Source organism: Kocuria sp. CPCC 205235 (assembly GCF_040980905.1).
Taxonomy (GTDB): Bacteria; Actinomycetota; Actinomycetes; order Actinomycetales; family Micrococcaceae; genus Kocuria; species Kocuria carniphila.
Genome location: NZ_JAVKPR010000009.1, coordinates 1 through 18,696, shown reverse-complemented (window position 1 = coordinate 18,696; position 18,696 = coordinate 1). Strand labels below are relative to the sequence as shown.

Below are 18,696 nucleotides of genomic sequence, written 5' to 3'. Positions count from 1 at the left end.
GTCCGAAAAATCCCGCCTGGTGGACCCGGGCGGGATTTTCTTTGGTTTCTTTTCCGCACACCTGTGTGGGTTATCCACAGAGGTTGTCCACACAGTGGAAAACTCACACGGTTGTGATTCCACCGCTGTGACGCACGAGTGTTCGACTGGTGAGCGGCCCCAGCCCTTGAAAACAAGGCACAGCGGACCGGAACGAATGTTCGCTCTCGAGCGCAATCAGACAGATCTTCGAATTATTCACAACTGTGTCCACACCTGTGGATAACTTTCTCCACCCCTGTGCACAGAGCGCCCACACTTGTGCGGAGTGGACTTCCAAGAAATGTGGGCCAAGATAATAGGCATTGACGCGGCAGCACGGACCTACCGGATGGGCTGGTGGGTATGTGGGAGATGTTGCGTCTGGGGATCTACTTGAGGGATAAACCATGCACGAAACGGATACACCGCACGGTTTTTTGATCAGCACCCAGGAATTCGTCCCGGCCACTGCTGATGAGTTCGAACGTGTGCTCAGGGCCCCAGGATCCATTGCCGCTTGGAACGAGCTGGAACTGTCTGGCCCCGCGGGATCCGGGGTTCCTCTGGACGTGGGCGACGCCATGGAATTCACGGTCAATGTGGGGCCGTTGTCGTTCGACTATGTGATGATCGTGGCCGCGCGAACTTCCGGTGTGTCGTTCATTCAGCGCACTACCAAGGGATTCGTGGATGTCACCATCGAGTACTCCTGGAAGACGCAGGGGGTGGGCACGTTGGTCACGGTGGATGCGATGTACCGCCTCACGGGGCCCCTGTGGTGGAAGAAACCGGCGACGCGAGCAGTGGCGCGGAAATTCGTCCGCACCGCCTCACGGAACATGCGCGACATGTTTTCCCCTCGGCGCAGCGGCGGGCGGGGGAACTCGACGTTTCCTGACACCCATGGTTGTCGGTAGGGTTCACCCTCTAAGCTGAAGGGGAAGAGCGAGCGTCAACAGGGCAAGGGAGGCGCACGCTCGTGGGGTCTACGAACGTGAGGGGAAACTGGATTGGCTGAGTCCAGCATTGTTGAGTTCGAGGAACGTCTGATTATTAATGCGCCGGCCAACGTGGTGGAGCGCATGCTCGTTGACGCACCGGCGCTGCCGCAGTGGCGCACGTGCATGCGCGAGAACGTGGAAACGTCTGATCCGATCATGAGGCCCGGAACCACCGTCACCTTCGTGACCACGCAGTACGGACTGCACTTCGACTACATCCAGATCGTGTCCCAGTACATTCCGGGACAGACGCTGGCGTACCGGACCACCAAGGGTTTGTTCTTCATCGACACCACGTACGAGTGGGTCGAGGATCACGGGAGCACCCGGCTGACCTGCCACTACCGGTTGTACGTGCCCAAGAACAAGCAGTTCATCAAACGCCTGGTGGAACGTAGTTTTCAGAACCAGTCACGCGATGACAACAAGAATCTGAAGCACCTGCTGGAGACGGGCGCGCAACGTTACCGAGCGGCGTCGGACCTCACCCCGGACGAGCCGCGTCTCGAATCGCTCACGTAACCCGCCCCGCCTAGCGCATCAATTCAGCCGAAGTTCGTGGCGCAGCACCGTCACGTGGAAATCCTGGTGTGCCACGTAGAAATCCTGCGTTCCGCACGGTAGGTATCCCAGGCCCTGGTAGAACTCGGCCAACCGAGGACTGTTCACGTCGCAATCCAGACGCACCACTGAACGCCCCGAATCCCGCGTGACCTTCTCGGCGTGCCGGATCAGCGCCGGGCCCGTGCCGGTGCTGCGCAGTGATCGGTCCACGGCCACGCCGTGCACGTAGCCGGCGGGTTCCTCCTGTTTGCCCCAGATCCGTAGGTCTTCCCACAGCACCTGGACGCTGGCGAGCACCACGGTCGGATCCTCGGGGGATTCGATCACCGACCACTCGCCACGGCCGATTTCCTCGGAAACGTCGCGCGGATCGAATTCCCCCTCCCGCCACTGGTCGATCCCGCGGCCCTGGAGCCAGCGGGCGATCCGGTTGCGCAGGTCGACGATGCCCTGCGCGTGTTCCTCACGGGCAGGGATGATGGGGCCGGGGGTGGGTTGGAGTTCTTCGAATGAATCAGGTGAATCAGGCACGCACACGAGAATAAGACATCCACATGACAACTTATGACGAGGAAAGTACCTTTCCTACGCTAGTGGCTGAACCTTCTTGACCCTGTCGAGGGCCCTGGCGTTAGGTGGAAATATCAACGCCAAGCGCTAGGAAGGATGATTCACTGTGGCTGAAAAGTTCACTCTGCCCGATCTCCCGTATGACTACGCCGCTCTTGAGCCCCACATCTCGGCTCAGATCATGCAGTTGCACCACGACAAGCACCACAACACCTACGTGACCGGTGCAAACACTGCCCTGGAGAAGATGGAAGAGGCTCGCGCCAACGGTGACGCTGCCGGTGCAGCCAAGCTCTCCAAGGATCTCCAGTTCAACCTGGGTGGCCACATTAACCACTCCATCTTCTGGAAGAACCTCTCCCCGGAGGGTGGCGACAAGCCCGAGGGCGAGCTCGCCGCAGCCATCGACAACTTCTTTGGCTCCTTCGACAACTTCCGTGACCAGTTCACCGCGGTTGCCACCACCATTCAGGGTTCCGGCTGGGCCATCCTGGCTTACGAGCCCATTGCCGGCAACCTGGTCATCGAGCAGATGTACGACCAGCAGAACGGCGTTCCCGTTGCCACCATCCCGCTGCTGCAGCTGGACATGTGGGAGCACGCCTTCTACCTGGACTACCAGAACGTCAAGGCTGACTACGTCAAGGCCTTCTGGAACATCGTCAACTGGGCAGACGTCGCAGAGCGCTTCGAGAAGGCTCGTACCGGCGCCAAGTCCCTCATCTGATTGAGACTTCCAGCTTGTACCTCGCTTTTGTGAGGTGAATCGAAACCCCGCCCGGCAGCCTTCGCTGTCGCGCGGGGTTTCGTTCTCCCCGCGCAGGAACCTTTCGATCGCACTGATCGCCGACGGCGCTCGCGGCCACGCCCGCTTTGCCCCACCGAGCCGTTTCCACCCCAGAGTTATCTGCATACCTGAGGAGATTTCGTGAGTACACCTCGTTTTCTGGTCACCCGTGAGATCCCGGAACCGGGACCGTCCATCTTGAAGGAGGCGGGCGACGTCGTCATCAAGGACGGCGTGAGCGCGGACGAGCTGCGCGAGGCCGTCACGAGCGGCGAGTACGACGTGGTGCTCCCGCAGGTCTCGGACAAATTCGATGCCGAGCTGCTGTCGCAGGCCAAGATCCGCGGCATCGCCAACTACGCGGTGGGCTACAACAACATCGATGTACCGGCCGCCGCGGAGAACGGGATCGCCGTGGGCAACACCCCGGACGTCCTCAACGACGCCACGGCCAACACCGCCATGCTCCTACTGCTGGGCGCCGCTCGTCGCGCGCACGAGGCCTCCGAGTATCTGCGGGAGGGGCGGTTCACGGGCATCGGACCCAACCTGCTGGTCGGCCAGGACATCACCGGAGCCACACTGGGTATCGCGGGGATGGGCCGGATCGGCAAGGCCGTGGCCCAACGTGCCCTGGGCTTCGGCATGAAGGTGATCTTCACGCAGCGCCCACCACACGACCGCCCGGTGTCCGACGATGAGTTGGGTGACTTGGCCGGGCGCGTGACTCAGGTGCCGTGGGACGAACTGGTCGAGATGAGCGATTTCATCTCGCTGCATGTGCCGCTCACCGAGGAGACCACGCACCTCATCGACCGGAAGGTGCTGAGGCGGATGAAATCCACCGCGGTGTTGGTCAACACCGCCCGCGGTCCCGTGGTCGATGAAAATGCATTGGTTCGTGCATTGCGGGACCGTGAGATCTTCGCGGCCGGGTTGGATGTGTACGAGAACGAGCCCGAGATGGCCGACGGTCTGGTCGAGCTGCCCAATGCGTTTCTGCTGCCGCATGTGGGTTCCGCCGAGGGCGGTTCCCGCGCGGGTATGGCGCGTAAAGCCGCGGAAAACGCGGTGGCCATGGCTCGCGGTGAGACCCCGCCGTACGAGGTGAAGCCGTAGGTTTCGCCGACCGCGCCGTGTTCTGACCTGCCGTTTGGTTTGGTCGGCGGCCTGTGCAGACTGATCGACGACAACGCCGGATCCGGCTCGAGTCCAGGTCGTACCGTTGATCAGAGTGCGGGCTAGCTGCGCAGCTCCGCGATGATCTGTGCAGTGGCGCGGATCGCGGTGTCGATATCGTTCTCCGTGGTCTCTCTGCCCAGGCTGAAGCGAACCGAGGTCGTGGCCACCTCCGCGGGAACTCCCATGGCCGTGAGCACGTGGGACGGCTCCGATGAACCGGTCGCGCACGCCGAACCGGATGAGACCAGCACTCCCTGGTTCTCCAGATCCACGAGCACGGTCTCCCCGTTCACGCCGGGGAAGCAGAAGGACGCGTTGGTCGCCAGGCGCGTATTGCCGTTCAATCCTGCCGACGCCGACGCCGCTGCGGTTGCCGTGGCCGCGCTGGCTCCTGCGGCGATGTCTGCCGAGTCCGGATCGGTCACGTGTGTGCCTTTCGCGGTTGCGTTGGCTGCGACGCCGGTTTCCTGGAGATTCACTGTTTTACGCGGATCCGGACCGGTCAGGAGCGTGCCGGGCATGGCCCCGAGGATGCCGTCGATCAGTCGGTCGCGTAGAGCGGCGACACGGGCTGTGTATTCCTTTCGTTCTCGCTCGGCCAGTTCGAGGGCGGTGGCCAATCCCACGGCACCGGCAACGTTGGAGGTTCCGGAGCGGCGCCCACGCTCGTGACCACCGCCGCTCATGAGCGAACGTAGTGGGGTGCCGCGCTTGACCCACAGCAAACCCACGCCCTGTGGAGTGCCGATCTTGTGACCGGCCAGCGTGAGGGCGCTGACCCCGAGGTCAGTGACCCTGAGCGGTAAGGTGCCTGCGGCCTGCACTGCGTCCGTGTGCAGAGGTACGCCGAATTCCGCGGCAACTTCGGCCAGAGCCGACATGTTCTGCACGGTCCCCACCTCGTTGTTGGCGAGCATTACAGACGCCATGGCTACCGAGTCGGAACCCGCGGTCCCGGACGCATTGGCTACGACAGGCTCGCCCGCGCCAGCCGTTTTGGGGTGCCGCGGTAATGCGCCCGCGCTGGGGAGCGCACCGGGCCGTGAGGCGTCGTCGGTCAAGAACGCGCGCAAGATACCCGGCGAGACGAACCCGGAGCCGTCCACGGGCAGCTCCGCGGCGGTGAAACCATCGAACTGGGCGAGCGAGCGGGCGGATTCCAGAACGGCGTCGTGCTCGATGGCGCTGATCAGCACCCTGTTGCGCCCCGGCTGGCGCTCGCGACGGGCCAACGCGATGCCTTTGACCGCCAGGTTGTCGGCCTCGGTGCCGCCAGAGGTGAAGATGATCTCTCCCGGGCGGGCGCCCAAGACCGCCGCGACGCGCTCGCGGGCGTCGTCCAACGCGCGTGCGGCACGCTGGCCGCGCTCGTGATGGCTGGACGCGTTACCGAATTCGTGGGTGAGCCACGGCCACATTGCCTCGAGTACCTCGCGGCGCGGTGCTGTGGTGGCTGCGTGATCCAGGTAGATCATGACGTGACCTCTCGTGGTGACTCTCGTGTTGTGCCCGTGACGCGTGATGCGGTGAGCTGCAAAGATGGAGCATGGAAGAAAACACGCTGACCACCATTGCCCAGTCCATGCTGAACCAGGCTCGCGAAGCGACCAGCGGCCGCTCCGCGCATAACCTGTACGGCGGCCGCGAGCACACGCTGCAGCAGACCATGATCGCGCTGATTCGAGGTCAGGATCTTAAAGAACACGAGAATCCGGGCGAAGCCACGATCCAGGTGATCATCGGCCAGGTCGAGCTCATCGCCGGTGACGAGTCCATCACCCTGCACTCCTCCGATTACACTGCGATCCCGCAGCAACGACATTCCCTGCATGCTCATGAGGACTCCGTAGTGCTGCTGACGGTCGTGGGTAAGGGCTGACGGTCCTGTTGCAGGCCCTTATGATCGAGAATTCAGAACATTCGACAGTTCTTGAACCAGGATCGTGAAACTGAGTGCTGCGGATTCGTCCCCTGCTGCAGCCTGTTCGGCTAAGTCGGGAAGTGTGGGCGTCAGGGTCGTGCTCTGGGCAACCAGGAAAGTTAGAGCCTCGTTCGACTCCTGTGCGGCAGCCAAGTCCATTTGGTGGCGGGAGAATCCGTCGGCAATTCTGTCAAGATCAACAGCCCTCAGGAGACGCAAAATATCGAGGGCGTCTTTCGGCTTGACCCGATCCCGCTTGTTAGTGTCTTTGTCCTCGAGCCGCTCTTTCAGCTTGATGCACTTGGCTACGATGAGCGCTGCAGGTCCGGCCACGTTCACCTGACACGTACGGCCGTCGTCCTGTTCCAAAGCGCCGAGCGTTATAGTTTCGAAATCCACCAGAGCGGGCGCAAGACCCCGGCCACGTCTTGCGGTCTCCTTCCCGTGAGGAGGAATCCTGGCGGATCTTCGTCCTTCGCCTGCCTGGTGCTCTGACACCATGAGGTCAAGTGCAATCCCGGTGGGCCCGATCCACTGGCCTGGATTGCCCCCAGCTGTCGTGATGAAGCCATTCTTTTCGAGAACGTCTTGAATCAGCGGCTCTGGACTCAGCTCAGCGGCGTTGAGGGCTAGATCGGCGTCTGTGGTCATGATGGAAACCGAGAAGTCACCCTCGCCGGCCCATAGATAGACGGCTTGAGCGCCGATCAGTATTACGTGATCGAGGTGATCGCGTAATGCCTCCAGGCCATCCAACAGGACCGACCTAGCTGCTATGTACTCCGGAGGAAGACTCATTTCGTTTTCGCCTCCTTCTTCTCAGACCACATGGTCCATCCATACTCCGAATCGGAGCCTAGTTCGGAAAGGGAGTCAATGATCTGGTTGGCTAAGTCCGCTTCCCGGCCGGGAAAGGTTTTTAGGTCTACCAAGACTTGCCCCAACGGGGCTACCCAACCACCAGCTCTCTCGCTGTACCGGGTTTTCTGGAGCAGTTCGGGATCCTTCGGGACTATCAACACCACGTTGGACTTGGATTTTTCGACGGGGTAGAGGCCGATCTCGCGAGCGATACGTTGAGGGTTGTCACAGTAAGCAGTGAGTTGTTTGCTGCTGACCACGGGAGTCTGGCTTTCATTCAAGTAGGCGAGGCCTCCGTGGACACCGGTGAGAACGGTTCGATCGTCGCGCGTCAGAGCATCTGCTGCGTGCTGTAGCCCGCGAGGATCTAAGAATGATTCGACGCGGAAATTGCCCTTAGCCAGCGAGTAGTCTTGGGCCCAGCGGTCGATCAGGTCCTTCCGGTTGATGGATTCCACGGGGCCTCGCCGATCTCGAGGCGGCATAATCCCCTCGCGTTCAAATGTTGGCAATAACTTGGAGACCGTGCCCGGGCTTACATGACAATCGTCAGCAATTTCTCGTACTCCCCGTGGCAAAGACGCCGTCACTAGGTAGCGAAGAACCCGCGCAGTGGAGGTACCGGTTAATCGTTCGATGTTCTCTTTTCTTGGTTCTCGAGGCGCTCTAGTGGCCCCCTGTCGGTCTATGAGGACGGGGGGTTGATCACTCACGATATGGATCCACCCTGTGGTATCCACGCCACTGAATCCCACCTCGGCCATGAGCTCTCGAGTGCGTGGAGGGAAGTATTCCGACAACAAACATGGAATCCCAGGGACGTCGCTGAAGGTTGACCTCAAGTGCGCGATAGCGTCTGTTCGGAGACGTGTGCCTTTCGTTTCGATTGCCAGGAGTACGGATGATCCAGCTGGCGGTCTGATGGTCACAAAGGCATCAGGGAATGAGCGTCCCAAGTCCTTGTGGTTGACCGTTTCGAGGTCCCAGGAGTCAGGCAACGCAGCGGCGAGGATCTCAAGACAGCGTGGCATGACCACTGTTTCTTCATAGAACTCGTTTCTCACATCAAGAAACATATCAGAATAAGAAACACTTCAACAGGGGCATCAGGTGCTGATCCACGGCCGTGGGTGAGGGCTAGTCCAGCGCGATATCCAGGCCCAGGTCCAACGCCCGCACCGAGTGGGTGAGGGCCCCGACCGAGATGACGTCCACGCCGGTGGATGCGACCTTGCCGGTGGTCTCCAACGTGATGCCCCCCGAGGCCTCCACGATCGCGCGACCGTCCACCATGGCCACGCCGCTGACCAGGTCCGCGAGGGCAAAGTTGTCGAGCATGATGGTGTCCACGCCGCCTGCCAGGACGTCCTCGATCTGATCCAGCCGATCCACCTCGACCTCCATGTGCGTCGTATGAGGCATATTCCGCCGCAGCTCGCGGAGCGCGTGGGTAATCGTCGCGCCGCCGGCGGTGAGCACGGCCAGGTGGTTGTCCTTGAGCATCACGGCGTCCGAGAGTCCGAAGCGGTGATTGTGTCCGCCTCCGCAGGTCACCGCGTGCTTCTCCAGCGCTCGCAGTCCCGGGGTGGTCTTGCGGGTGTCGGCCACGCGGGTGCGGGTGATGGTTCCGGCGGGCAATTTGTTGGCGCTCTCCACCTCCGCAACGGCCTTCTCGACCTCGGCCACGTACCGGGCGGTGAGCGTGGCGATCCCGGACATCCGCTGCGCCAGGTTCAGCACCGTGCGTTCCGCGGTCAACAGGGGCCGTGCGGGACCCGTGATAGTTGCGATGTCTGTTCCCGGGGTGATCTTGTCGCCATCGCGTGCGTGGAGCGTGACCTCCAGGCGCGGGTCCACGGTGGTGAAGCCCGTACGAATGACCTCCTCTCCGGCGAACACGCCCTCTTCGCGCGAGGTGATGGTCGCCGTGGCGGTAGCCTCCGCGGGGATCACGAGTTCCGAGGTGATGTCACCCCACGGCGCATCCTCGGCAAGACTCGAGCGGATCACGGCTTCAACGGCTGAGCGAGTCAGCATGGACTGTCCTTTCGTGGGCGGGAGTCACGGATCGCGCGGCAACCCACCCGGTGCTTACGGCCTGTAGGGGGTCGGTCGCGGGGTAATCCGCACGCTGATGGGCCCCGCGGGATTCGGTGCGGGCCAGCGCGGCGGTCGCCAGCGCGTGCCCCACGGTCAGGAGATTTCGGTTTTCGGCGTCGGCCAGGGTTTCGGGGGCGCTCGCATCCGCTACCGCCGACGACGCCGCGAGCCAGCCTTCCAGCCTCGCCTTCGCCTGCTCGAGGCCCTCAGCTGTTCGGAAGACCCCGGCGCCCTGCCACATGGTGTGCTGAAGTGCCTCGCGGGAGAATGATTCGGTGGGCTCCACCGATCCTGTGGGGGATGGATCGATCTGTTTCTCCGCGGTCCGCCCGGTGTAGGACAGCGCAGAATCCTCGGCTGCGTGAAGAGGATCGGTCGAGCCTGAAGGTTGCCGTGGTGTCGGAGGTTCTTGTTCCTGTCGGGACCGGGCCAGTGGTCGCAGTACTTCGTGGGGCGCCCGTTCGGAATCGCTGCTCGAGGACGCACGTTGTGCCCCGGACCAGGGTTCGGCCACCAGTTCACCGATGCGCCGGCCGAAGATGGCCGCTTCCAGCAGGGAGTTGGATGCCAAACGGTTGGCTCCGTGCATGCCGGTGCTCGAGCACTCCCCGGCGGCCCACAGGCCGGCCACGGTGGTATGCCCCAGCTCATCGGTGACAATGCCACCCATGTGGTAGTGCGCGGCCGGGCTCACAGGAACGAGTTCCGTGGACCAGTCGATGCCGTGAGCCTTGAGGCTCGCGTCGATGGTCGGGAACCGCCGGGCCAGGAACTCCGCTCGCGACAGTCCCTCCGGAACGGGGATGGTCGAGCAGTCCAGGTACACGGCGCCATTCGGAGAGCCGGTGCGAACCGCGAAGACCGCCCGGGCCACGACATCTCGCGGCGCGAGTTCTGCGCGCGGGTCCACATCGGTCATGAAGCGGTGACCGTGCTGATCACGAAGTACCGCACCTTCACCGCGGACTGCCTCCGAAATCAGGAACGATCCCGGTGCCGCCAACGCCGTGGGGTGGAACTGGAAGAACTCCAGGTCCCGAACCTCGGCGCCGGCGCGCAGAGCCAGAGCGATGCCGTCCCCGGTGGCCACCTCGGGGTTGGTCGTATACGGATACAGCTGACCGGCACCACCGGTTGCGAGCACCACGTGATCGGCGGCGAGGAACTCCTCGGCGCCCAACTGGCCGTCTGAAAGTACGGGGCGGATCGTGACGCCGATGGCATGTTGACCATCAGTCAGCACGCCGGTGACCAGTGTGTATTCCATAAGTCGTATATCTCCGACTGCCGCGGCATCACGCGTCCGCGCGGACAGCGCCTCCTGAATCGCGTGACCCGTGGCATCACCTCCGGCATGCAGGATCCGGGACACGCTGTGCGCCGCTTCCAAACCCTGAACCCAGGGCGATCCGGGCCCCGCCACGCGATCAAAGGCGACGCCGCGGTCGGTGAGGTCGCGAACGGCGTCGGCGGAATCTTGGACCACGCCCTGAACTACCGGCGGCTCGCACAAACCCGCGCCCGCGACCAGGGTGTCCTGGACGTGCAACTGGACGGAATCCTTGGGTTGGCCGTCGGGCAGGCTGCTGGTCATTGCGGCCATGCCACCCTGCGCGCGATCAGTTGCGGTGAGGGTGAGCGAGGCCTTGGTGATGACGGTGACGCGGGCGCCCGTCTCAGCCGCGGACAGCGCCGCGCTGAGGCCGGCAACCCCGCTGCCGACGACGATCACGTCAGTCATCAGTCACTTCTTCGGTACGGCGGCCAGCATCCGCTCGAGAGCCACGGAGGCCTCCTGAGCAACGCTGTCCGAGACGGAGACCTGATTGATCACGCGACCGGCCACCAGTTCTTCCAGAACCCACGCGAGGTAACCCGGGTGGATACGGTACATGGTGGAGCACGGGCAGATCACGGGATCCAGGCAGAAAATGGTGTGCTCGGGGTGCTCGGCGGCCAAGCGGTTGACCATGTTGATCTCGGTGCCGATCGCGAAGGTCTGACCCGGCTCGGCAGCTTGAACGGCCTTGCGGATGTGGTCGGTGGAACCGGAGGAATCTGCGGCGTCCACGACCTCCATGGGGGACTCAGGGTGCACGATCACGGTGCAGCCGGGGTACTCCGCGCGAGCCTTCTCGATCTGACCCACGGTGAAGCGCTTGTGGACCGAGCAGAAGCCGTGCCACAGGATCACCCGCGAATCCTTGAGGCTTTGAGCGGTGTTGCCACCCAGTTCCTTGCGGGGATTCCACATGGGCATCTGCTCGAGGGGTACGCCCATGGCCTTGGCGGTGTTGCGCCCCAGGTGCTGATCCGGGAAGAACAGTACGCGCTGGCCGCGCTTGAACGCCCACTCCAACACGGTCTGCGCGTTGGAGGACGTGCACACGATACCGCCGTTGCGGCCGCAGAACGCCTTGAGCGCCGCGGAGGAGTTCATGTAGGTCACGGGGATCACGGAGGCGAGGGGCTCGCCGTTCTCGTCCGTGACCGTCTGGCCGTTCTCATCCACGGCGTGGGGGCCGAGCACGTCCATGAGGTCCGCCCAGCAGTCCTCCACGGATTCCTCGTCGGCCATGTCGGCCATGGAGCAGCCCGCCGCAGGGTTGGGCAGGATCACGGACTGGTTGTCCTGGGACAGGATGTCAGCGGTCTCGGCCATGAAGTGCACACCGCAGAACACGATGGCGTCCGCCTCGGGGTGGGCCTTGGCCTGCTGCGCGAGCTGGAAGGAGTCGCCGATGAAGTCCGCGTGCTTGACCACTTCGTCACGTTGGTAGAAATGCCCCATGACGACGGCGCGCTCGCCCAGGGTTTCCTTGGCCGCCACGATCATGGCGTCCAGTTCCTCGGGGGAGGCATCCCGGTAGCGCTGCGGAATGGTGGGCTGGGCGGGAGAGCCGGCCGGAGCGACGTCGTTCTGGGACGCGCCGGGGCCGTAACCCTCCACGAGCGGGGTGGGGAAATCCCACGGATCCTGAGTGAGGGAGCTGTTGCACGAGCCGCCCTCCAGCGTCACGGCGGTGCCGGACGGGCGGGTGGGCAGAAGGTTGAGCTGGGTGGCTACGGAGGTCATGATGTCTCCTCGGAACGGTCTGACGTGGGGTGACTGAAAAGCTTGGATGGTTTGGCCGATGCGAAGCGGTAGAGCTTGGGCGGGCGATGTCGGGTGCCTTCCAAGCGCTCGCCGGTGTCCTCGAGTTGGCCGGATGACAGGACGTGGCGGCGGAAATTGGCGGGGTCCAGGGCGTCTCCGATGATCGCCTCATGCACCTCGCGGAGTGCGGCGATCGTGAAGGTCTCGGGCAGGAAGGCCTTGGCCACGGTGGGTTCGGCGATGCGGTTCCGCAGCCGATCCAGGGCGTGGGTGACGATGTCCGAGTGGTCGAAGGCGAGGTCCGGTAGGTCGGTGGCGCGCAGCCAGGTGACATTGATGTCGTTCTCGCCCATGGCCGCTTCTTGCGGGGGAAGCGAGGCCCAGTAAACGACCGTGACCTGGCGTTCCTCAGCCCCGGCGGAGCGGGTCAGACCACCGAATGTGGCCAGCTGTTCCAGGTGGGTGGGCGCGAGGCCGGTGGTGAGGGTGAGGTCGCGCAGGGCGGAATCCTCGAGAGCTTCATTGGGGCGGAGCGGCCCGCCAGGTAGGGCCCACATGCCGCGGTAAGGATCGCGGATCCGGCGGACCAGAGGCATCCAGAGCTCGTGGCTGCCGTTGGCGCCGGTGGGGCGAACCGTGAAAATCACCGTGGACACGGCCAGGAGCACGCGCTGATCAGTCATGGTGGCTCCTTGTCTGCTCGTCGCGGCACGGAGCCGCGCGGTTAGTGTCGGAGCGACTCTAACACCTTAAAGTCTAGCTCACTATAAGTGCAGACGAGAGTGGTCGCCTCGTGAGGGCGGTGAGAGCGGTGTGGGCTGTGTTCGGGGTGCCGGGGTGCTGAGGTACCGAGGTGCGGAGGGGGCAGATGCTGGGCGGACCTAAAAGACCGGTCGCGGCTGCGTCGTCAGGCTGAGCGGAACGTCAAGTGAGGAAACTGTTTGAACACAGTGTTAAGTGATGGAAGTGTCGAATCCGCGCCGGTTTTCGGCATTTTCATCACACGAGACTTTGCGGCTGCGTTTCCCTCACCTCAGGCTATTCCTGGGTGTCCGTGTCCGAAGTGCCCTCCGTGTCCCGAGCGTTGGAGGTCTTGCCGCCACGGCGGGTGAGCGGGTGGTTGGATGCGCGGGAGAAGAACATGGGGGTGAAGATCCGGTTGCGCACCACGTTGAGGGTATTGAGCGTGACCACTCCCACGTATTGGCCCACCATGAGCCCCGTGGCCAGGCTGAGCGCGGCGATGAACGCGGAGGACAAGTAGTAAAGCGCCTGGTCGCCAGCGAGAGAAGAACCCCAGATGCCCTGGTAGGTCAGGGTTCCTGGGAGTAGGACCAGGAACGATGAGATGGCCATGGACGAGGTTGGCGCTTTGACCATTCGGGGCAAGATAGCTGTACCGATTCCGGCGGCGAACGCTGCAACACCTCGGGCCCATGCGTCCGCACCCTGTCCTGTGGAAAGGGCCGCGTAGACCAGGTAGACGATCATGGCCAGCGTTGCTGCCGAGAAAACGACGCGCGCCGGGGACTGCAGAATGATGCCGTTGCCGACGGCCACGAGGGCCGCGGCAATGACCATGAGCCACAGTGGGATACTTGCCAGGCTCACCTCGTTGGACACCGGTAGTGGAACGCCCAGGGCATTGAAGAGCGCGGCACCCAGTCGGACCCCTACGACCAGACCGGCGGTATTGACCAGACCCTCGTAAATTCTGCCCAGGCCGTGCATGTAGTTGCCGGTGATGGTGTCCTGGACGGCCCCCGTTGAGGTCATGCCGGCCATCATGATGATGACGATTGAGATCACCACGGACGTGGGATCGACGTTGGGATCCAGGATGCGCATGGCTGCCGCGGCCGTCGACGCGAGGATTCCCGCAGCGATCTGGATGAAAAAGGAGGGCCACCGCAGCGAGCCCAACTTCTGCATCATGAACACCAGCGTGAGGTAGGCAATGACGCCTGCGATAGAGACGATCCAGTCACCGCCGTACACCAGGAGTGCGGCGGCACCGGCTGCGGCAGTGGCGATGATGGTGGCCTTTTTGGACCATGACTTACCAGTCGTGGCGATGTTGTCCATCTGTTCCCGCGCTGTGGGCAGGTCAATGGTGCTCTGGGTGTAGTCCGCTGCGATATTGGTTGCGCGGGTTAGCACCCCGAAGTCGAACCCGTAGGAGTCCACACGTTCCATGCGCACTCTGGGTTCACCGGCGGGGTCGGTCCAATTGACTGCAACTGCGCCGTAGCTTGCATCCAGGTCGGGGTGGGGGCGTGGGCATGGTGCAATATTTCGCGTCCGCAGCGGGTGGCTTCCGCAACGGTTCCGCCGTTGGCTACCACCGCGGCGGTGATGCGAGCCGCGAGATCCACGGCCATCAGATTCGTCCCGGCATCGTTGTCATGGGGATGCTGGGGTGTGCTCACTGAAACCGTCCTAGGATGTGTCGGATAGATCGCCGCTCTACTAGTCAGCCTAATTTAGTCCGGTGACAGACCTATCGCAGCGGCTGAGCCGCGGGGACCGGTAAGGTCGCCCGTGCAATCTGATGTGAAAACCCCGGAAAGGACACGCTCTGGTGCACATAGCCGAATCCTCCGGGCTGGTCTTCACTGACGAGTTTCAGGAAGCCCTACAGCGGCTGCACCACGGCGAAAACGTGTTCCTCACGGGTAAGGCGGGCACCGGTAAGTCCACGCTGATCCGGGAGTTCATGGCCCACACCCGGCGCAATGTTGTGGTCGTGGCACCGACCGGGATCGCCGCGCTCAACGTGCAGGGCTACACGATCCACCGACTGCTGTCGCTGTATCCGGGCATGACCCCGGAGCAGGTGCGCACCGGAAAGTACTTCCCCGGCAGGTTCGCCCAGACGTTGCGGGAACTGCACACCCTGATCGTGGATGAGGCATCCATGGTCCGGGCCGACCTGTTCGATTGCCTGGTTGCCGCGTTGGAGCGTTTCGGTCCCAAGCCCGGTCGGAAGTACGGCGGGGTACAGCTGGTGCTGGTGGGGGATCTGTATCAACTCCCGCCCGTGGTCACCGACTACGAACGCGAGCACTTCTCCACCCGCTACAAGACTCCGTACTTTTTCTCCGCGGACACCTACCACCCGGATGATTTCGCCACGGTGGAACTGAGCACGGTGTTCCGTCAAATCGGGGACAACCGCCTGGTCGACATCCTCAACGCCGTGCGCGAGGGCAGCCTGCTCGAGGAGGCCCGCCGCGAACTCAACGCCCGCACCGACCCGGAATTCACCCCGCCCATCGACGAGTTCTGGCTGACGCTGACCACCACCAATCGCATGGCCACGTCCCGTAACCGCATGATGCTCGAGCAGCTCGAGGACGAGCCGGTCCATCACGCGGCCATCCTCACCGGTGACCTGGATGGTTTCGAGATTCCCGTGGACAAGGAGCTCGTGTTCAAGCGCGGTGCGCAGGTCATGATGCTCACCAATGACCCCGGCGACCGCTGGGTCAACGGCACGATCGCCAAGGTGGCCGAATACTTCTGGGAGGATGGCGAGCTCATCGTGTTCGTCGAACTTCCCAATGGTGATTTCGTGAAGGTCGAGCCCAACCTGTGGGAGGTCACGCGGCCCGTCGTCGAGCACGGAACGCTCCGCCACGACGTGATCGGGACCTACACCCAGCTGCCGTTCCGCCTCGCGTGGGCCATCACGATCCACAAGAGTCAGGGGCAGACCCTCGACAACGTGGTGGTCGACCTGACCGGCGGCACGTTCGCGGACGGTCAGTTGTACGTTGCGCTGAGCCGCTGCACATCCTTCGAGGGACTCGTGCTGCGCCGCAACGTTTTGCCCCGCGACCTCAAGGTCGATCAGCGGATCCGCCGATTCTTGCGCTCCGGTTCCCACGCGGCGCAGCCGACCAAGGGCAGCGTGTACTTGGGCATCTGCAGCGTGGGAGACGAGGGCGACCGCTGGCGCCCCCGCCCCGTGGAGATCGCCCTGGTCACCGACGACGGCCTGGAACTCAGCACCCTCGTCAATCCCACCCGCGACATGGGCGACGCCCGCACCGCGTACGGCATCACTGCAGGTCAAGTGCAGCTCGCCCCCCTCCTCACGGACGCGTGGGCCGCGCTCGCTCCGCACCTGGCCGGCCGGGTGCCTGCGGGTATCAACCTCGACCGACAACTCGGGTACCTCGATTACGAACTCAAACGCACCGGTTACGTCACGCACATGCCCATGGGGTACGACGTCGCCGCAACGCGACTTTCCGCCCACCAGCGCCGCGCGCTCGAAGCGCCGACGGCGGTGGAGCGAGCGCGTGCCGTGCAAGATCTGGTCGCCGGACAGGATCTGTCGGAGGCCATAGCGGACGCGTTTCCTGAGGCTCAGGATCGTTCCGGGTACCTGATGCCTCGGCCCGCCGAGACAACGGAATTCACCGTGCGGTGCAGTGCGGGTGCCGCGGAGACCCCGGGTGCGGTTTTGGCCGAGAAATTGCGTGAGGCCGGTGAGCGCGGGCGGTTCTCTGCCGAGAGCCTGGCGGTTGTGCGTGCGGTGGAGGAGCAAACCGGGGAGCAAATTCTGGACGAGTCAGCTGGCTCAACTCAGGACATCGACTCGGTGCTGGTTGCCGGCGCTCGCATTTGCTTCACCGGCACCGTGATCGGTGCCGATGGGCGAGAGGTCTATCGGGAGGATCTGGAAGATATGGCTGCAGAACGGGGTCTGCAGCCGGTCGTCAACGTGACCAAGACCCGCTGCGATGTCCTGGTCACCGCCGAGGACGGTTCGCAGTCCAATAAGGCCAAGAATGCGGCGAAGTGGGGTAAGCCGGTGTTCACGGCCCGGGAGTTCATGGGGTGGTGGCGGGGTGAATCCGGCAGACAGGATGGCTCGCAAGGTGATGTCGAAAGTGTCACGGTCACCATCACGGAGAGTTCGATTCCCGCCAGCGCTGGTAACTGATCAGAAACACCAGTCAGGAAAAGTCCGCGGCTCGTGCTTCCTCAGTGGGACGATCAGGAAGATCGAATCCACCCGACACGGCGAATGATTCATGGATGCGTGTTCCCAGGCCCTGAGTTGCGCAACCCGGTGATTCAGCCACGGACTCCGACAGGATTGCTCGGATTTCCGCTTCCAAGGATCGGCCGTGAAAAGTTGCGCGGCGTTGGAGCGCAGCAATGACCCGGGCATCAAGGTTTCGGATGATCACGGTAGTCATGTCGCCTCCTCATGCATGCATTGCATGCTCAAGGCTAGTCCGATCAGCCAGTCCGGAGAAGGCGTAATTCCCGGAATTCAGCCCGGGAATCTCCTCCTGTGATGGCTAATCATCAAACATTGACTCGGGTCAGCAAGTGACTCCACACGTACTCCTCGCCCACAACAGGAATTCCGTAATCACGAGCCTTTCGTGCCTTACCTGAGAGGGAGTCCGGATCGGCAGCAACGAGGAGATCCAGCTTCTTGCTCACGCCTGATTTAACGACGAACCCAGCCTCAACAAGCTCTTCGGCTATCTGAGGACGCGGTTTGGACATGTCGCCCGTGAGGCAAATTGATGACCCCGGGCCGAATGAAGGCTTTGATGAGGGTGATGTTTCCTGAACAACAGGTCTGGTGGTGATGCCACTGTCGATTTTCTCTCGGGAGACGGAGAGCAATTGACCGACTGCGCGGAGGTCTTCTTCCTCGCTATCCGTGATCACACCGTCATCCCACGCTGCCGCGAGTAACTGGTCCATGTACGAATCGTGCAAGGTCACAACTCTTGATCGGCCCAACCCCAGTTCATTAGCCAGAGCAACGAGGGCATCTTGTTCATGAAGGGACAAGTGACGATCCAGGAGCGCCCGGTCAAGCAGGCCAAGGTAGTCAATTTCAGCCGCCGTTTCACCCGCTTCGGGAATGTGCTGAACGATGCGTTCAAGGAAGTGAGTTTCTTGAGGTGCGTCGCTCCTACTTCTCAAACGGCAAATGGTTCGAGCTGCTGGCTCGGTAACGGTCCACTGGAGTGACTGACTTGCCTCGAAGATACGAGTCCACTTTTCTGCGTTGGTCTCGGTCCTCATATATGCCGCAAGTAGCTGCGCTGTTGCCTCCGCATCATCTCCGGCGCTGTGCGCGTGGGGAATCGTAATGTCGAAAGCTGCGCAGCAGTCGGCCAAGTTTCTGTTGTTGCCTGGCAAGTACACGGAAGCTTCTTGCATGGTGCACAGGCCGTACTCGAAAAACTCAAGGGGGAACTGTGTTCCGGCGCGATGCCACTCGGCGGTCAGGAAGCCCGCGTCGAAGCGTAAGTTGTGCGCAACCGGAACAGTTCCACTCAGACGCCAGGCAATTTCATCCGCGACATCTTTGAAAGTCGGTGCCGAGAGGACATCGGCCGCGCGAATCCCGTGCAACGATTGTTTTCCCAGATCGCGTTGCGGATTGATCAGGGTTTCCCAACGCTCGATGACCTCCCCCTCGGGGCTCAAGGTCACAATGGCAATCTCGGCAACTCGATCGTGACCGGTGGACCATAAGCGGCTCTTCACAATCGAGGGTGTAGTTGCGGTCTGAAGCCGCCGGCCTCGAGCAGGCTGCGGGCGATGTAGT

The 18,696-nt window shown here is 62.7% G+C and carries 18 protein-coding genes; 7 read left to right on the top strand and 11 right to left on the bottom strand.

Features of this window, described 5'->3' with window-relative positions:
• The first annotated feature begins 428 nt into the window (after positions 1 to 428).
• Positions 429 to 938, top strand: coding sequence for a hypothetical protein (locus tag RF638_RS08065; RefSeq protein ID WP_095797249.1), 510 nt, complete (start codon positions 429 to 431; stop codon positions 936 to 938).
• A 93-nt stretch (positions 939 to 1,031) separates the two neighbouring features.
• A complete protein-coding gene (locus tag RF638_RS08060; RefSeq protein ID WP_368841729.1) occupies positions 1,032 to 1,544 on the top strand; it encodes an SRPBCC family protein in 513 nt (170 codons plus the stop codon).
• Between the two features lie 18 nt (positions 1,545 to 1,562).
• Here RF638_RS08060 and RF638_RS08055 read toward each other — a convergent pair whose 3' ends face one another.
• Positions 1,563 to 2,117 (bottom strand): N-acetyltransferase, encoded by a 555-nt coding sequence (locus tag RF638_RS08055; protein ID WP_238663066.1) that lies wholly within the window; start codon positions 2,115 to 2,117, stop codon positions 1,563 to 1,565.
• Between the two features lie 145 nt (positions 2,118 to 2,262).
• On the opposite strand from RF638_RS08055, the gene RF638_RS08050 reads away from it, so the two are divergent.
• Both RF638_RS08050 and RF638_RS08045 read left to right on the top strand, forming a co-directional pair.
• Positions 2,263 to 2,883, top strand: coding sequence for a superoxide dismutase (locus tag RF638_RS08050; RefSeq protein ID WP_095797251.1), 621 nt, complete (start codon positions 2,263 to 2,265; stop codon positions 2,881 to 2,883).
• A 201-nt stretch (positions 2,884 to 3,084) separates the two neighbouring features.
• Positions 3,085 to 4,062 carry a 2-hydroxyacid dehydrogenase gene (locus tag RF638_RS08045; RefSeq protein WP_368841727.1) on the top strand — a complete coding sequence of 326 codons (978 nt, stop codon included), beginning with the start codon at positions 3,085 to 3,087 and terminating at the stop codon, positions 4,060 to 4,062.
• A gap of 122 nt (positions 4,063 to 4,184) precedes the next feature.
• Here RF638_RS08045 and RF638_RS08040 read toward each other — a convergent pair whose 3' ends face one another.
• Positions 4,185 to 5,600, bottom strand: coding sequence for a cysteine desulfurase family protein (locus tag RF638_RS08040; RefSeq protein ID WP_238663359.1), 1,416 nt, complete (start codon positions 5,598 to 5,600; stop codon positions 4,185 to 4,187).
• A gap of 71 nt (positions 5,601 to 5,671) precedes the next feature.
• On the opposite strand from RF638_RS08040, the gene RF638_RS08035 reads away from it, so the two are divergent.
• Positions 5,672 to 6,004, top strand: a complete 333-nt coding sequence (locus RF638_RS08035; protein WP_095797254.1) for a cupin domain-containing protein — start codon at positions 5,672 to 5,674, stop codon at positions 6,002 to 6,004.
• A gap of 18 nt (positions 6,005 to 6,022) precedes the next feature.
• Here the strand turns inward: RF638_RS08035 and RF638_RS08030 are convergent, their stop codons facing one another.
• The 7 genes from RF638_RS08030 to RF638_RS08000 all read right to left on the bottom strand — a co-directional run bounded on the left by RF638_RS08030 (position 6,023) and on the right by RF638_RS08000 (position 14,366).
• On the bottom strand, positions 6,023 to 6,844 hold the full coding sequence (locus RF638_RS08030; RefSeq protein WP_368841726.1) for a GSU2403 family nucleotidyltransferase fold protein: 822 nt from the start codon (positions 6,842 to 6,844) through the stop codon (positions 6,023 to 6,025).
• Positions 6,841 to 7,365 carry a hypothetical protein gene (locus RF638_RS08025; protein ID WP_095797256.1) on the bottom strand — a complete coding sequence of 175 codons (525 nt, stop codon included), beginning with the start codon at positions 7,363 to 7,365 and terminating at the stop codon, positions 6,841 to 6,843. The genes RF638_RS08030 and RF638_RS08025 overlap by 4 nt, the downstream gene beginning before the upstream one ends.
• A gap of 679 nt (positions 7,366 to 8,044) precedes the next feature.
• A complete protein-coding gene (gene nadC, locus RF638_RS08020; protein WP_095797257.1) occupies positions 8,045 to 8,944 on the bottom strand; it encodes a carboxylating nicotinate-nucleotide diphosphorylase in 900 nt (299 codons plus the stop codon).
• On the bottom strand, positions 8,922 to 10,748 hold the full coding sequence (locus RF638_RS08015; protein WP_129702479.1) for an L-aspartate oxidase: 1,827 nt from the start codon (positions 10,746 to 10,748) through the stop codon (positions 8,922 to 8,924). The genes nadC and RF638_RS08015 overlap by 23 nt, the downstream gene beginning before the upstream one ends.
• 3 nt (positions 10,749 to 10,751) lie before the next feature.
• Complete coding sequence (nadA, locus tag RF638_RS08010; RefSeq protein WP_095797259.1) at positions 10,752 to 12,083, bottom strand: quinolinate synthase NadA; 1,332 nt, start codon at positions 12,081 to 12,083, stop codon at positions 10,752 to 10,754.
• Positions 12,080 to 12,787, bottom strand: a complete 708-nt coding sequence (locus RF638_RS08005; RefSeq protein WP_143469941.1) for an NUDIX domain-containing protein — start codon at positions 12,785 to 12,787, stop codon at positions 12,080 to 12,082. The genes nadA and RF638_RS08005 overlap by 4 nt, the downstream gene beginning before the upstream one ends.
• A gap of 355 nt (positions 12,788 to 13,142) precedes the next feature.
• Positions 13,143 to 14,366, bottom strand: a complete 1,224-nt coding sequence (locus RF638_RS08000) for a threonine/serine exporter ThrE family protein (protein WP_368841772.1) — start codon at positions 14,364 to 14,366, stop codon at positions 13,143 to 13,145.
• Between the two features lie 14 nt (positions 14,367 to 14,380).
• On the opposite strand from RF638_RS08000, the gene RF638_RS07995 reads away from it, so the two are divergent.
• Positions 14,381 to 14,536, top strand: coding sequence for a hypothetical protein (locus RF638_RS07995; RefSeq protein WP_158222917.1), 156 nt, complete (start codon positions 14,381 to 14,383; stop codon positions 14,534 to 14,536).
• 149 nt (positions 14,537 to 14,685) lie between these two features.
• Positions 14,686 to 17,058 carry an AAA family ATPase gene (locus RF638_RS07990; protein WP_368841725.1) on the top strand — a complete coding sequence of 791 codons (2,373 nt, stop codon included), beginning with the start codon at positions 14,686 to 14,688 and terminating at the stop codon, positions 17,056 to 17,058.
• Between the two features lie 13 nt (positions 17,059 to 17,071).
• On the opposite strand, the gene RF638_RS07985 is transcribed toward RF638_RS07990, so the two are convergent.
• Together RF638_RS07985 and RF638_RS07980 are read right to left on the bottom strand one after the other, a co-directional pair.
• The gene (locus RF638_RS07985; protein WP_095797261.1) at positions 17,072 to 17,317 is read right to left on the bottom strand and encodes a plasmid stabilization protein; all 246 of its coding nucleotides are present in this window, start codon (positions 17,315 to 17,317) and stop codon (positions 17,072 to 17,074) included.
• 112 nt (positions 17,318 to 17,429) lie between these two features.
• The coding region (locus tag RF638_RS07980; protein WP_368841724.1) for an exonuclease domain-containing protein at positions 17,430 to 18,696 on the bottom strand (1,267 nt) is incomplete at its 5' end.